Source organism: Pseudomonas eucalypticola (assembly GCF_013374995.1).
Lineage (GTDB): Bacteria > Pseudomonadota > Gammaproteobacteria > Pseudomonadales > Pseudomonadaceae > Aquipseudomonas > Aquipseudomonas eucalypticola.
On record NZ_CP056030.1, the window covers coordinates 6,150,280 to 6,164,951 of the forward strand.

Genomic DNA, 14,672 nt, shown 5'->3' on the forward strand with positions numbered 1-14,672 from the left:
TGCCCCATTAAGCGGCAAAAATGGCTTTCAGGCGCCATTTCAGGGCAAACCGAGGCTCGCTTGACTTCATGATGGCTTTCGGATTGACTGAAACAGCAAAAGCCCAATGATTGATATTTTTAACAACAAAGGTGTTGCATCATGTCGGTACCCCCGCGTGCCGTTCAGCTCAACGAAGCGAACGCATTCCTTAAGGAACATCCTGAGGTTCTGTACGTCGACCTTCTGATTGCAGATATGAATGGTGTGGTGCGTGGCAAGCGCATCGAACGCACCAGCCTCCACAAGGTTTACGAGAAGGGCATCAACCTGCCCGCCTCGCTCTTCGCCCTGGACATCAACGGCTCTACGGTGGAAAGCACCGGGCTGGGCCTGGACATCGGCGACGCAGACCGTATCTGCTTTCCGATTCCCGACACCCTCTCCAACGAGCCCTGGCAGAAACGCCCTACCGCGCAACTGCTGATGACCATGCACGAACTGGAAGGCGAACCCTTCTTTGCCGACCCGCGCGAAGTGCTGCGCCAGGTGGTCGCGAAGTTCGACGAGCTGGGCCTGACCATCTGCGCCGCTTTCGAGCTGGAGTTCTACCTGATCGACCAGGAGAACGTGAACGGCCGCCCGCAACCGCCGCGCTCACCTATTTCCGGTAAACGCCCGCACTCGACCCAGGTGTACCTGATCGACGACCTGGACGAGTACGTGGACTGCCTGCAGGACATCCTGGAAGGCGCCAAGGAACAAGGCATCCCGGCCGACGCCATCGTCAAGGAAAGTGCCCCGGCGCAGTTCGAAGTGAACCTGCACCACGTGGCCGACCCGATGAAGGCCTGCGACTACGCCGTGCTGCTCAAGCGCCTGATCAAGAACATCGCCTACGACCATGAAATGGACACCACCTTCATGGCCAAGCCCTACCCGGGCCAGGCGGGCAATGGCCTGCACGTGCATATCTCGATCCTGGACAAGGACGGCAAGAATATCTTCACCAGTGAGGATCCCGAGCAGAACGCCGCGCTGCGTCACGCGATCGGCGGTGTGCTCGAGACCCTGCCCGCGTCGATGGCGTTCCTGTGCCCGAACGTCAACTCGTACCGCCGTTTCGGCGCCCAGTTCTACGTGCCGAACTCGCCCTGCTGGGGCCTGGACAACCGCACCGTGGCCCTGCGCGTGCCTACCGGCACCCCGGACGCCGTGCGCATCGAACACCGCGTGGCCGGTGCCGACGCCAACCCGTACCTGCTGATGGCCGCCGTGCTGGCGGGCGTGCACCACGGCCTGACCAACAAGGTCGAGCCCAACGAGCCGGTGGAAGGCAACTCGTACGAGCAGAACGAGCAGAGCCTGCCCAACAACCTGCGCGACGCCCTGCGCGAGCTGGACGACAGCGAGATCCTGGCACGGTATATCGATCCGAAGTACATCGATATCTTCGTGGCGTGCAAGGAAAGCGAGCTGGAGGAATTCGAGCACTCCATCTCCGACCTTGAGTACAACTGGTATCTGCATACGGTGTAAGCCGATGCAAAAAACGCCGCAGGCCAAGGCCTGCGGTTTTTTTTGCCTCGGGATTCGCTGTTGCCACAGAGCACATGCCCGGGTGGCGCCGGGCGAAGCTCGGGAAGCAGACGACGCCGATTCAAAACCCTACAATGCGTGGCCCGAGATGGAGAACCTCATGACCCGCACCGCCACGCCCCGCAAACCCCGTGCCCGCAGCCAGGCACGGATCGACTCGATTCTCGAGGCGGCGCGCGCCCTGCTGGCCAGTGAGGGGGTGGGCAGCCTGTCGATCTACAGCGTTGCCGAGCGCGCGGAGATCCCGCCGTCGTCGGTGTACCACTTCTTCGCCAGCGTCCCGGCGCTGCTGGAAGCGCTGACGGCAGATGTTCATGCCGCTTTCCGCGCCTGCCTGCTGGAGCCCGTGGATCATGAGCAACTGCGTGAATGGCGCGACCTGTCGCGCTTGGTGGAAGAGCGCATGCTGGTCATCTACAGCCAGGACGCCGCGGCCCGCCAGTTGATTCTGGCCCAGCATGGGCTGGCCGAGGTCACCCAGGCTGACCGCCAGCATGACCTGGAGCTGGGGGTGCTCATGCACCAGGTATTCGACCGGTATTTCCAGCTGCCGAGCCTGCCGCAAGACGTGGATGTTTTTGCCCTGGCCATGGAGCTGGGCGACCGGGTATACGCGCGGTCGGTGCAGCTGCATGGGCAGATCACCCCACGCATGGCGGAGGAAGGGATGCGGGTGTTCGATGCTTACCTGGGGCTGTACCTGCCGCCGTTCCTGCCTAAAAGATCGGCCTAGCGCCGTTCCCGGGCTTCAGCCCAGGATCAAATGCGGGAGGAACCGGCTGGTATCCTTGGTGATCAGGCTGTCATCTTCGCGGATACCTATCCCCGCGGCGCGGTCGCCGATCACCCATGAACCTACCAGCGTGTAGCTGTCGCCGAACTTGGGCAATGGCGCCAATCGCTGCAAGACATAGGGTGCATCGTCGTACGGGCCATCCACCACGTGCAGCTGGTCATCAGGCGTGCGCAGCTCGATGTTTGCGCCTTCCCTGGAGAAGTACGGCTTGCGTACCCAGCCCTTGGGCACCGGCGAGCGCGGGTTGGTATCCAGATGGCTTTCCAGCAGGTTCGGGTGGCCTTTGTGAGCCTCCCACAGCATCGGCAGGATGCCCTTGTTGGAGAGAATCGCCTTCCAGGCGGGCTCCATGAACTGGGTGTCACACTGAGCGATGGCCGCGCCGAAAGGCTCGTGGAAGATGAACTCCCAGGCGTGCAGCTTGAACAGGTGGGGGATCCAGCGGTCCTGCAGGTCGACGAAGCGGCCATCAAGCAGGCCGATGTCTTCCAGGTCGATGTGCCGTGACTCTATACCCACCTTCTCGGCGACCAAGCGCAGGTAGTCCGTGGTCGCCTTGTCTTCCACGGAGCCTTTTATCGAAGCGAAATAGAACGGCCGCTGGATGTTCAGCGCGGCGAAGGCTTCGTGCAGGCGCGTGTCGATGCTGTTGAACTGGTCCACCGAGGCCGGCAGCATGCCGCGCTCGATGCACTGCTCCAGCCAGCCCCACTGGAAGGCCGCTGCCTCGTACAGGCTGGTGGGGGTGTCGTAGTTCAGCTCCAGCAACTTGGCCGGGCCGGTACCGTCGTAGGAGAAGTCCATACGCCCGTACAGGTGCGGGTGGCCTTCGCGCCAGGAGGTGCGCACCAGGTCGTGAAACGCCGGCGGGATGGCCAGGCGTTCCAGTTTTTCCTCACTGTTCACCACGTCGCTGACCAGGTCCATGCACAGTTCATGAAGGGCCTGGGTCGGGTCTTCCAGGTCGTCCTCGATCTGCTTGAGGGTGAACTGGTAGTAGGCGCTTTCATCCCAATAGGGCTCGCCATCAATGGTGTGGAACATGAAGCCCAGGCGTTCGGCAGTCTGCTTCCAGTCGGGGCGTTCGGCGATGGCGATTTTCTTCATGCTGCCCTCAACCGCCGAAACTGCTGCGCGACGATGAACCGCTCCAGCCACTGCGGGCCGTAGCCGAACTGCCGAAACCGCCGCGGGTGGTCGCCTGGCGTACCGACACCGGGTTGGCGTTGATACGGCCGAAGCTACTGCCACTACTGCTATAGCCGTTGCCCGACTCGCTTTGCCGCGAGCGCGAGAACGTGGCGCCGCTGTTGATGCGCGAACCCAGGGTGGAGCTGGCGTAATTGCCGCGGTCGTCACGGTACTGGTACACCGGCGCCGACCTGAAATTGCCGGTGCTGCTGCTTAGCATGTGGCCGATGAGCAGACCTGTCAGCAGGCCGCTGCCATTGAAGCCGCCTGCGCTGCTGTCGCCGCCGCTGCGGGCCACCTCGGCCTTGGCCGAATCCAGCTGCGACTGGGTAACGGTGCCGTCGGCATCCACCTCGAAACCGCCCAGCTGGGGCATGTACTTGCCGGCCGAGTCGACCTGGCAGTAGTCCGGCACGAAGTCGGCTTCGCAGTCAGCCTTGTTGTCGTACACCGGGGCAATCTTGCGGTGCTGGCTGAGCGCGGCGATATAGGCATCGGAACACACGTCTACCGGAAACTTCTGCGCGGTGCATTCGGCCACCGTCTTGAAGTCGAAGGTTTTCTTCACCTGGTAGGTCTTCTCCGGCGCACCGCAACCGGCTACCGCCAGCGCCACCGAGGCAGCCAGCGAGAGTTGTACGTACTTGCTTCGTTTCATCCCTGGCTCCGCGATCAGTTGGTGTTGGGCGTCATGCAGGCGGCGTTGAGCATGCCGACGCTGATGGCCACGGCCGCCACGTAGATACCGGTGGCCACCTCACCGCGCTGGATGCGTGCCGATACGCCCTTGAGCACCAGGCTGGCGGCGAAGAATGCCAACAGCTGCACCACACCGGCGATCAGTGCCCAGACCACGAAGTCCAGCAGGCTGATGGAGTAGGCAATGACGTTGCTGGCCGGAATCGCGAAGCCGATGATGGCGCCGCCCAGGGCAATGGCAGCGGCGACGTTGCCCTCGCGAATCAGCTCGAACTCCTTGTGCGGCGTCATGCGTGTGTAGATGAACTGGAACAGCGCGAGGAAGACCCCCGCCCCCACCACGTACAACAGAAACCCCAGCACGGCGGTGGGGTTCAGCGAAATCGAAAGTGCTTCTAGCATGGCATGTCCCTATGGATGTCAGAGGATGTTCAAGTCGGTGGGGTACAGCGAAATGCCGAGCGAGGCGCTGAGGCTGACGGTGCCCTCCTCGTCCTGTTCCACCGAGAACAGCAGGAATTCGCGGCGGTCGGTCAGCCCGGTATCACGGGCGTACAGCATGGCGCGGTGCTCGACCACGTAGGACTCGTTGGGGTTGACGACCCGTTCACGCAGGTCGGTCAGTTCGGTTTGCCCTGCCTCGGTGCCCCACTCGCGGGTGTATTGCACGCCGTCGAGGTCATAGGTCGGTAGGCCGATGTCACTGTTGGGGCCGGCCAGGCGCTGCAGCTCGCTGTTGCTGCTGATGGTGGCGTAGCGCAGGTAGTTGAACAGGATCACCGATTCGACCTGGCCATCGCGGTCACCCGTGGTGTGCACCTGCAGCCAGTAGTCCTCCTCGTCCATGTAATAGCGGTTCAACCACTGGGACTGGCCCAGGTCCACCGTGCCCACGCTGAAGATCTGCTGGGTGGGCGGAATGATCACCTTGCTGGCACCATCGAGCAGCAGCTTGAGGGTGCCGTCGAAGCTCACCGAGCGGCCCTGGGCCAGGCCCAGCGCGCCTTCCACCGCGGCCTGCGGCTTGCCGGCGGGTGCTTCCAGGCCCATGAACTGTTTGAACCAACCCATCTTCAGACTCCTTCTTCTTTGCGCAAAAGCACCCGTGCCGCCACAAACCCCGCCACCGCACCGGCGATATGGGATTCGAACGAAACGCCATAGCGTGGCAGAAAACCGTAGACCAGCCCACCGTACAGCAGCATCGCGGCCGCGGCACACAAGAGATTGGCCCAACTGTGGTGGAACCAGGCACGGGCCACTACGTATACCCACAGGCCAAACACCCAGCCGCTGGCCCCTACATGGTAATAGCCACGGCCGAACAGCCATACCAACACGCCACCGACCACGATGATCAGGCCGCTGGCGGCGAGGAACCGGCCGACACCGTCCTTGGCCACCAGCGTACCCAGCACGATGAACGGCACCAGGTTGCCCAGCAGGTGCCACAGCGAACCATGCAGGAACGGTGCGCTGATGATACCCAGCAGGCCCTGGGCCGAACGCGGCAGCAGGCCGTAGGTGTTCAGGCTGTAACCGGAGAGCAGGTTGAGCGCCTGCACCACGCACATCACCCCGGCGAGCCAGAGTACGGGTTTGAAATCCTTGGCAGCGATCACTGCGCTCTCCCTGTGTTGCCATTCCCCCGCAGGGCCGGGCGACGATCGGGAAGAAGGTGCCACGCTGCATCAGGGATGCATGCGGGCACTGTTCCCGGCGTCCGTCCGGTCCTGCAGAAGGACGTTACTGGCCGGCTTGCTGCTTGCGCAGGCGTTCCAGGATGGCGTCGGCGCTGCCGGTATCCGGGACGATGCCGGCTTCCTTGAGCTTGCGCTCCAGGTCATTGCCGGTTGAGGCCTCGGCCAGTTGGTCCTGGGCCTCGAGTTCGGCAGCGCGCTGCTCCTGCTTGGCCTGCAGGCGGTTCAGGGTGCCCACGGCGGTTTCCAGCTTGCCGTTGGCGCCGCCGCTGGCAATGGAAGCGCTGACCTGGGCCTTCTGCACGCTTTCACGCGCCTTGGCCACGTCTACCTGCTGGCGCAGGCTCTTGATGCGGGCCTCGGCCTTGGTGATGTCCTTGCGCATCTTCTCGACGTAACCGCCGAACTCCACGACCTGCTTGTGCTCAGCCTCACGCTCGTTGACCTGCACGGCGATGGCCTCGGCCACTTCGTGGGCCAGATCATTGCGCTCGGCTTTCATCGCCGCCAGCGCCTTGCTTTCCAGGTCGCCGATGCGGGCGTCGTACTGGGCCACGCGGTCGGTGGCCAGCTTGTGCTTGGCCATGATGGTCACCAGTTCGCGCTTGGCGTTGGCCAGGGCAGTGTCGGCGTCACGGATTTCCTGGTCCAGGATGCGCAGGGCCTGCTGGTCGACGATGGACTCGCCCACCTCGCTGGCACCACCGCGCAGCGCCGTGAACAACTTGCTCCAGATGGATTGATTACTCATGTCGTTACTCCTTGGCTTTCTTGAAGAAGCCTTCGAAGGCTTCGGCGGCGCGTTGCACGTTATCGACCAGGGTGAACACTTCGGTCACCACGTTGGTCAGGCTCGAATTGGCGCTCAGGGCGCCAAACATGTTGTAGACGGTCTGCCCGTTGGGCATCACTTCCAGGCCGATGGACGACAGCGGGAACAGCTCGCGGCTGCGCAGCACGGCGTCATTGAAGCGGGCCACATCCTTTATGGAGTCGACGTCCACCAGCACGGTGTCGACGATGATCTGCTCGCCCACCACGGCAATGTGAATCGGCAGGCCGCCGTACTCGTTCATTTCCAGCTTCAGGCTTTGCTCGGCCCCTTGCACCAGGGTCGGGGTGATTTCCTTCGACGCCACTTCATCCAGGGCCTGGAAGGCCTGGTGAAGGCGGTCGAGGGTCCATTTCTCCGCTGAGGTCATGTGTTCCTCCAACTTGAATGTGCCAGCCATCACAGGCTGGCGGAGCTGTTTTTCCACTTGCTTGAGCAACCCGCGGTTCTCCGGGAGCACCCACGCCTCGTGTTTCACATACCCGGCATCGGCCAGCCCGGCTCGCATTTTCTTCATGTAGAAGCTGGAGGTTTTTTTCTCCGCAGGGGCCTTCTTTACCGTTGCCTTGTCGTTGCCAGCCTTGCTTGCCATCGGGTCGATTCCGTATCACATGTGATAAACATACACCCTTTGCAGAAACCTGCAACACATCACGCGTGAGAAAATATTTCCGGAAAACGGAAATGAAAAAACCCCGCCGGGCGCAAGCCCGGCGGGGTTGAACATGACGCAGCCGTGGTTACAGCTTGGCGATCGACACTTCGGTGGATTTGACGAAGGCAATCACTTCACTGCCGATCACCAGTTCCAACTCACGCACCGAACGGGTGGTGATCACCGAAGTAACGATGCCGGAAGCTGTCTGCACATCGATTTCCGACAGCACCGGGCCTTCGATGATTTCCTTGACGGTGCCCTTGAACTGGTTACGCACGTTGATCGCTTTGATAGTCATGAGGTTCTTCCTGTTCAAACGAGGGGTGTGATTCAGAGTGCCCAGCGCAATTGCGTGGGCAACGGGGCCGTGGGTTCCGGCTCGGGCGGTGTGCCCGGCAGCGACAACACACGGTTGAGGACTTCGGTTTCCAGCGCCGCCAGGCGGTGCGAACCACGGGCCCGGGGACGTGGCAGGTCGACAGTGAGGTCCAGGCCGATCTCGCCGTCTTCGATCAGAATGACCCGGTCGGCGACCGCAACCGCCTCGGCCACGTCATGGGTGACCAACAGCACCGTGAAGCCATGCTGTTTCCACAGGCGTTCAATCAGTTGCTGCATTTCGATACGGGTCAGAGCATCCAGCGCGCCCAATGGCTCATCGAGCAACAGCAGGCGCGGTTTGTGGATCAGCGCACGGGCCAGGGCCACACGTTGCTTCTGGCCCCCCGACAGGGCCGCCGGCCACTCGTTGGCGCGCTCGGCCAGGCCCACGGCTTCCAGCGCCTCCAGGGCCTTGGGCCGCCAGTTGCCCTTGAGGCCGAGACCCACGTTATCGATGACTTTTTTCCAGGGCAGCAGGCGCGCTTCCTGGAACATCAGGCGGGTGTCGTCCCGCGCCTCGCTCAAGGGCGCGGAGCCTGCCAGCAGTTGGCCGGCGCTGGGTTTATCCAGCCCTGCCAGCAAGCGCAGCAAGGTGCTCTTGCCGCAACCACTGCGGCCGACCACGGCCACGAATTGGCCCGCCGGAATGTGCAGGTCGATGTCCTTGAGCACCTGGCGGCTGCCAAAGCTCTTCTGCAGACGGTCCAGCGCCAGCGGAATGCCTTGCAGCAGGCGCGGCGGTTGTTGCTTCAGCGCGTTCATGCCGCACCTCCCTTGGCAACCTGGTAAGCCGGGTGCCAGCGCAGCCACACACGTTCCAGGCCACGGGCGGCCAGGTCGGCCAGCTTGCCCAGCACGGCATAGAGAACGATGGCCAGCACCACCACGTCGGTTTGCAGGAACTCACGGGCGTTCATGGCCAGGTAGCCGATGCCAGAGCTGGCGGAAATGGTTTCGGCGACGATCAGGGTCAGCCACATGAAACCCAGGGCAAAGCGCACACCTACCAGAATGGAAGGCAGTGCCCCCGGCAGGATCACCTGGCGGAACAGCGCGAAGCCGCTCAAGCCATAGCTGCGTGCCATTTCCACCAGAGCCGGGTCGACGTTGCGGATGCCATGGTAGGTATTCAGGTAGATCGGGAACAACGTGCCCAGCGCCACCAGAAAGATCTTCGCCGACTCATCGATCCCGAACCACAGGATCACCAACGGGATCAACGCCAGGTGCGGCACGTTGCGGATCATCTGCATGGAGCTGTCGAGCAGGCGCTCGCCCCATGTCGACAGGCCGACGACGAAGCCCAGCACCAGCCCCAGCGAGCCGCCGATGACGAAGCCCACGCCTGCACGCCAGCCACTGATGGCCAGGTGGGTCCAGATTTCGCCGCTGCGCACCAATTCGACACCGGCCGCTACGACCGCGCTGGGCGCGGGCAGAATGCGCGTGGACAGCCAGCCGGCGCTCACCGACAACTGCCATACCGCCAGCAACAACACCGGCAACGCCCAGGGCGCTAGCCTGTGAATAATTTTGTTCATGACCAGCCCTCAGCTCTGGGACGCGGCTTTGGGCAGAATGTCGTTAGCGACCATCTCACCGAAAGGGCTCACGTAGTTGGCGCCTTGCGGCTGTTCAGGGCGTTGCACGTCCAGGTGTGGGAACAGCAGCTCGGCAACGCGGTAAGACTCTTCCAGGTGCGGGTAGCCCGAGAAGATGAAGGTATCGATCCCCAGGTCGGCGTACTCCTTGACCCGCGCGGCCACGGTCGGACCATCGCCCACCAGCGCCGTGCCGGCACCGCCGCGCACCAGGCCCACGCCTGCCCACAGGTTGGGGCTGACTTCCAGGTTGTCGCGGTTGCCACCATGCAGGGCCGCCATGCGTTGCTGGCCCACCGAGTCAAAGCGTGCCAGCGACGCCTGGGCGCGGGCGATGGTGTCATCGTCCAGGTGCGAGATCAGGCGGTCAGCCGCGGCCCAGGCCTCGGCGTTGGTTTCGCGCACGATCACGTGCAGACGGATGCCGAAACGCACGGTACGGCCCAGCTTGGCGGCCTTCTCCCGCACTTCGGCGATTTTCTCGGCCACGGCCGCAGGTGGCTCGCCCCAGGTCAAATACAACTCCACCTGCTCGGCAGCCAGGTCCTGGGCGGCTTCCGAGGAGCCGCCGAAATACAACGGTGGCCGTGGCTGCTGAACCGGTGGGTAGAGCAGCTTGGCGCCTTTGACTTTGATGTGTTCGCCGTCATAGTCGACGGTTTCGCCTTCCAGCACGCGGCGCCAGATACGGGTGAATTCCACCGAGGCTTGATAGCGCTCCTCGTGGCTGAGGAACAGGCCGTCGCCGGACAACTCCTCAGGGTCGCCTCCGGTTACCAGGTTGAACAGCGCGCGGCCACCGGACAGGCGGTCCAGGGTCGCGGCCTGGCGGGCCGCCACGGTAGGGGAAATGATGCCTGGGCGCAGGGCCACCAGGAATTTGAGCCGCTGGGTCACCGGAATCAGCGACGCTGCCACCAGCCAGGAATCCTCGCAGGAACGGCCCGTGGGGATCAGCACGCCACCGAACCCCAGGCGGTCGGCAGCCTGGGCGATCTGTTGCAAGTAGCCATGGTCCACGGCGCGGGCGCCTTCGGCGGTGCCAAGGTAATGACCGTCGCCGTGGGTGGGAAGAAACCAGAAAATGTTAAGGCTCATTGGAGTTGTCTCCTAAGGGTGGCTAGGGCCGGTGCGGTGCACCGGCCCGCGGTACGAATCACGGGGCGGTGGCGACCTTGGCCGGTGGCGTCCAGATCACATCCTTGATGCTCAGCGGTTTGGGAATCAGCTTGAGTTGGTAAAAAGCGTCGGCGATCTTCTGCTGGGCAGCGGCCACGTCAGGGGTGATGAACTCGGCGCCGAAGCCTTGGCGCTTGACCGAGGTCAGGGTGATGTCAGCCGGCAAGCCCAGCAGCGGCGCCACCTCTTTGGTCACCTGTTCGGGGTTGGATTTGGACCACTCGCCCACCGAGCGCACCTCGTCCACCAGGGTGGCGATCACGTCCGGGTGCTGCTGGGCGTACGGTTTGGTCGCCAGGTAGAACTGGTTGTTGTCCACCAGGCCTTTACCGTCACGCAGGGTACGCGCTTGCAGCTGCTGTTCGGCGGCCGCCTGGTAGGGGTCCCAGATGACCCAGGCGTCGACGCTGCCACGCTCGAACGCAGCACGGGCGTCGGCCGGGGGCAGGTAGACGGTCTGGATGTCGGTGTATTTGAGGCCGGCGTCTTCCAGGGCACGCACCAGCAGGTAGTGCACGTTGGAGCCCTTGTTCAGCACCACTTTCTTGCCCTTGAGGTCGGCCACCGACTTGATCGGCGAATCCTTGGGCACCAGGATCGCTTCGCTGGTGGGGCCGGTGGCTCGTGGGCCACGTAGAGCAGGTCGGCGCCCGCGGCCTGGGCGAATACCGGTGGCGTCTCGCCGGTCACGCCGAAATCGATGGAGCCTACGTTGAGGCCTTCCAGCAACTGCGGCCCACCGGGAAATTCGGTCCATTGCACCTGCACGCCCTGGGCGGCCAGGCGCTTCTCCAGCGAACCGCGGGCCTTGAGCAGCACCAGGGTGCCGTACTTCTGGTAGCCGATGCGCAGGGTATCAGCCTGGGCCTGGGTAATGGCGCCGTACGACACAGCCGCAGCAAACAGAGCGACCAGCCCGCGACGCAAAAAGACTGTGCGCATAGCGCCGCTCCTTTGCTATTGGGTATATGGCTGCACCTGCTTGCCCGTTGGCGGGCGAGTAAGGCCAGTGAAATTGAATGTGCTACCTGTGGGAGCCGGTAAGCCAGCCCGCACTTAAATGCTCCAGCGCGCGCTCAGCAATCTTTCGTTCAGCAGGTTCGGGTCCAAGGGCTGTGGCCGACGGCTCAGCGCGTAGTGGAACTCCTGAAGCGCATTTTCCAAACGTTGTTCCAGCGCTGGCGCCAGCTGCGCGGCGGCAGTGCCCTCCCCGTAGGCGATCTGGCTGTCGTCAGCAAAGATCCCCTGCAGCATTTCCTGGGCCTTGAGCGCCGCCAGTACCGGCTTGAGCGCGTAATCCACCGCGAGCATGTGGGCGATGCTGCCGCCCGTGGCGATGGGCAGTACCACCTTGTTGGCCAGGGCCCGCTCGGGCAGCAGGTCCAGCAGGGTTTTCAGCGCACCCGAGAACGACGCTTTGTACACCGGCGTAGCCACGATCAGGCCATCGGCTTTCTGCACCAGTTCCAGGAAGTCCAGCACCTTGGGGCTATCGAAGCGAGCGTGCAGCAGGTCCTCGGCGGCGAAGTCGCGCACCTGGAAGGTCACTACTTCAACACCATGGCGTTGCAGCCACTGACGGGTCCGTTCAAGCAATACACCGGAACGCGAGCGCACACTGGGACTGCCACCGAGAGATACAACCAGCATGGGTTACGCTTCCTTTAACCGTCCAAAAGGCCTCGCGGTCGGCGAGATGGGAGTGACCATAACAGGCCTTTTATATATCCATAAATCATATTTTTTCATTTGGTTATTCGTTAATTGAATATGATTATTTGGACAAAAAAAGAGCCGTCATGAACGGCTCGAAACCCTGTCGTGGGAGGATGAATCAGCGGTTGGGCTGCGGGGTCAGGCGCAGGTAGGGCTTCACTGCGCGATAACCCTTGGGAAAGCGTTGCTTGATCTCTTCCTCGTCCTTGAGCGAGGGCACGATCACTACCTCGTCACCGTCCTGCCAGTTGGCCGGGGTGGCCACCTTGTGGCTGTCGGTGAGTTGCAGCGAATCGATTACCCGCAGGATTTCGTGGAAGTTGCGGCCGGTGCTGGCCGGGTAAGTAATGGTCAGGCGCACTTTCTTGTTCGGGTCGATCACGAACAGCGAGCGCACCGTCAGGGTGTCGTTGGCGTTGGGGTGGATGAGATCGTAAAGGTCGGCGACCTTGCGGTCGGCATCGGCCAGGATCGGGAAGTTGACGATGGTGTTCTGGGTTTCGTTGATGTCCTCGATCCACTTGTGGTGCGAGTCCACCGGGTCTACCGACAGGGCGATGGCCTTGACATTGCGCTTGGCGAATTCGTCCTTGAGCTTGGCGGTAAAGCCCAGTTCGGTGGTGCACACCGGGGTGAAGTCGGCGGGGTGGGAGAACAGCACGCCCCAGCTGTTGCCCAGCCATTCGTGGAAGCGGATCTTGCCGGCGCTGGAATCCTGTTCGAAGTCGGGGGCGATATCGCCCAGGCGGATGCTCATGTGTGCTTGCTCCTTCAAGGGTGCGTTTATGGGTTCCACTGTGCACTCAGCGTAGACCAAATAAAAAGAATAAATATCGATTTATTAAGCACTGAAAGGAATAAGCTATTTCGGGCAAAACAAAGCCCGCCAAAGGGCGGGCTTCACTTTTAAGCCAGGCTTACAACAGCGGGATCGAGTAGCTCACGATCACGCGGTTTTCGTCCTGGTCGCGTTGGCCAGGGATGTCGTTGCGCCACATGGCGTTTTTCCACATCAGGCCCAGGCCCTTGAAGGTGCCTTGCGGTACGACGTAGGCCAGGGTCAGGTCGCGTTCCCACTCGGAACGGCCGGAACCGGCCACCGCGCCACTGGTGGCCACGGTGTCGATGTTGTCGCCACGCAGGTACACCAAGCCGGCGGTAGCGCCAGGGAAGCCGATGGCCGAGAAGTCATACGAGTAGCGCGCCTGCCAGGTGCGCTCGCCGGCACGGCCGAACTTCTGGATCTGCATGTCGGTGATGGTGTAGTTCGACGAGCCGTCGCCCTGGTTCAGCCACGGGAAGTCCGAGCTGCCGTTGCTGACCTGGTAGCCACCGCCGAAGGTGTGGCCGGCCACGGTGTACAGGAACAGGCCGCTGTACAGGTTGTTGTCCACCGGGCCCTTGCCGCTGGCCACGCCGCTGTAGTTGCCGGTGGTGTAGTAGGCCGCATCGTTGCCGTTGGCGCCGTCGTCGGTGCTGTGGAACACGCGCAGGTCGGACTTCAGCACGCCCGGGCCGATGGCCCAGTTGTGGACCAGGCCCAGGAAGTGCTGCTTGTAGAATTGGTCCAGCTCACCGTAGTAGTACTGGACCAGCAGGTCCTTGGTGATCTTGTAGTCGGCACCGGCGTAGTAGAACTTGTTGCTGCGCTCGCCAATGTTGCTGTTGCCACTGCCGTTGGCGCCGCTGATGGACAGGTTCTCGTTGTTGCTGGAGTTACGCCCCTTGACCTGGCTGATCTGGCCGGCGGTCAGGGTCAGGTCCTTGATGTCGTTCGAGGTGATCTGGCCGCCCTGGAAGGTTTGCGGCAGCAGACGACCATCGTTGTACTGGATGACCGGCAGCTTGGGCATCAGGGTGCCCAGTTTCAGCTCGGTCTTGGAGATCTTGGCCTTGGCGGTCAGACCCAGGCTGGCGAAATCGTCGGCAGCCTGGTTGCCATCGCTCGGGAACACGGTACCACCGTCCAGGGTGCCGGTAGGGTTACCGTGCTTGGCGGTGCTGGAGTCCAGCTTCACGCCCAGCAGGCCAATGGCATCCACGCCGAAGCCGACGGTGCCGGCGGTGTAACCCGATTGGTATTCGAGCTGGAAGCCCTGGCCCCATTCAGCGGTGTAGTTGGCATTCTTGGCGGCGGCCGAGTCGCGGTTGTCGGTGTTGATGTAGTAGTTGCGCAGCTTCAGCGTGGCTTTGCTGTCTTCGAGAAAGCCTTCAGCGCTGGCTTGAGACGCCAACACGCCAACAGCCACGGCCAGAGCCAGGGAGGACTTGTACATGTGTTGCTCCTGTAATGATTCTAATTCTTGTCTTGCTCCAGTCACGGGTCTGCTGCCCATTCACG

General features: G+C 62.6%; 16 protein-coding genes and 1 pseudogene. 2 read left to right on the forward strand and 15 right to left on the reverse strand.

The annotated features are described in order from the left end of the window. Positions 1-141: 141 nt before the first annotated feature. Both HWQ56_RS27690 and HWQ56_RS27695 read left to right on the forward strand, forming a co-directional pair. Positions 142-1,518, forward strand: coding sequence for a glutamine synthetase family protein (locus HWQ56_RS27690; RefSeq protein ID WP_158154527.1), 1,377 nt, complete (start codon positions 142-144; stop codon positions 1,516-1,518). Positions 1,519-1,678: 160 nt separating this feature from the next. Then, positions 1,679-2,311, forward strand: a complete 633-nt coding sequence (locus HWQ56_RS27695; RefSeq protein ID WP_176572226.1) for a TetR/AcrR family transcriptional regulator — start codon at positions 1,679-1,681, stop codon at positions 2,309-2,311. Positions 2,312-2,326: 15 nt separating this feature from the next. On the opposite strand, the gene HWQ56_RS27700 is transcribed toward HWQ56_RS27695, so the two are convergent. The 15 genes and pseudogenes from HWQ56_RS27700 to HWQ56_RS27770 all read right to left on the reverse strand — a co-directional run bounded on the left by HWQ56_RS27700 (position 2,327) and on the right by HWQ56_RS27770 (position 14,607). Beyond that, positions 2,327-3,481 (reverse strand): glutathionylspermidine synthase family protein, encoded by a 1,155-nt coding sequence (locus tag HWQ56_RS27700; RefSeq protein WP_158154529.1) that lies wholly within the window; start codon positions 3,479-3,481, stop codon positions 2,327-2,329. A 7-nt stretch (positions 3,482-3,488) separates the two neighbouring features. Continuing rightward, positions 3,489-4,223 carry a DUF1190 domain-containing protein gene (locus tag HWQ56_RS27705; protein ID WP_176572227.1) on the reverse strand — a complete coding sequence of 245 codons (735 nt, stop codon included), beginning with the start codon at positions 4,221-4,223 and terminating at the stop codon, positions 3,489-3,491. Between the two features lie 14 nt (positions 4,224-4,237). Continuing rightward, complete coding sequence (locus HWQ56_RS27710; RefSeq protein WP_158154531.1) at positions 4,238-4,666, reverse strand: DUF350 domain-containing protein; 429 nt, start codon at positions 4,664-4,666, stop codon at positions 4,238-4,240. Between the two features lie 18 nt (positions 4,667-4,684). Next, the gene (locus HWQ56_RS27715) at positions 4,685-5,335 is read right to left on the reverse strand and encodes a DUF2491 family protein (RefSeq protein WP_158154532.1); all 651 of its coding nucleotides are present in this window, start codon (positions 5,333-5,335) and stop codon (positions 4,685-4,687) included. Positions 5,336-5,337: 2 nt separating this feature from the next. Then, the gene (locus tag HWQ56_RS27720; protein WP_158154533.1) at positions 5,338-5,886 is read right to left on the reverse strand and encodes a rhomboid family intramembrane serine protease; all 549 of its coding nucleotides are present in this window, start codon (positions 5,884-5,886) and stop codon (positions 5,338-5,340) included. A 124-nt stretch (positions 5,887-6,010) separates the two neighbouring features. Next, on the reverse strand, positions 6,011-6,715 hold the full coding sequence (locus HWQ56_RS27725) for a PspA/IM30 family protein (protein ID WP_158154534.1): 705 nt from the start codon (positions 6,713-6,715) through the stop codon (positions 6,011-6,013). A 4-nt stretch (positions 6,716-6,719) separates the two neighbouring features. Then, positions 6,720-7,388, reverse strand: a complete 669-nt coding sequence (locus HWQ56_RS27730; RefSeq protein WP_176572228.1) for a YjfI family protein — start codon at positions 7,386-7,388, stop codon at positions 6,720-6,722. 148 nt (positions 7,389-7,536) lie between these two features. Further along, on the reverse strand, positions 7,537-7,752 hold the full coding sequence (locus HWQ56_RS27735) for a TOBE domain-containing protein (protein ID WP_027980095.1): 216 nt from the start codon (positions 7,750-7,752) through the stop codon (positions 7,537-7,539). 32 nt (positions 7,753-7,784) lie between these two features. Then, positions 7,785-8,597 (reverse strand): aliphatic sulfonates ABC transporter ATP-binding protein, encoded by an 813-nt coding sequence (gene ssuB, locus HWQ56_RS27740; protein WP_158154536.1) that lies wholly within the window; start codon positions 8,595-8,597, stop codon positions 7,785-7,787. After that, entirely contained in the window at positions 8,594-9,376 is a 783-nt protein-coding gene (gene ssuC, locus HWQ56_RS27745; protein ID WP_158154537.1) for an aliphatic sulfonate ABC transporter permease SsuC, read from the reverse strand. Before ssuC ends, ssuB begins: the two co-directional genes overlap by 4 nt. Positions 9,377-9,385: 9 nt before the next feature. Beyond that, entirely contained in the window at positions 9,386-10,534 is a 1,149-nt protein-coding gene (gene ssuD / locus HWQ56_RS27750; protein WP_158154538.1) for an FMNH2-dependent alkanesulfonate monooxygenase, read from the reverse strand. A 58-nt stretch (positions 10,535-10,592) separates the two neighbouring features. Further along, positions 10,593-11,557, reverse strand: a pseudogene (locus HWQ56_RS27755) (sulfonate ABC transporter substrate-binding protein). Between the two features lie 114 nt (positions 11,558-11,671). Next, entirely contained in the window at positions 11,672-12,265 is a 594-nt protein-coding gene (gene ssuE, locus HWQ56_RS27760; protein WP_176572229.1) for an NADPH-dependent FMN reductase, read from the reverse strand. 184 nt (positions 12,266-12,449) lie between these two features. Continuing rightward, entirely contained in the window at positions 12,450-13,088 is a 639-nt protein-coding gene (locus tag HWQ56_RS27765; protein WP_158154541.1) for a peroxiredoxin, read from the reverse strand. Between the two features lie 160 nt (positions 13,089-13,248). Next, the gene (locus HWQ56_RS27770) at positions 13,249-14,607 is read right to left on the reverse strand and encodes an OprD family porin (protein ID WP_176572230.1); all 1,359 of its coding nucleotides are present in this window, start codon (positions 14,605-14,607) and stop codon (positions 13,249-13,251) included. Between the last annotated feature and the right edge of the window lie 65 nt (positions 14,608-14,672).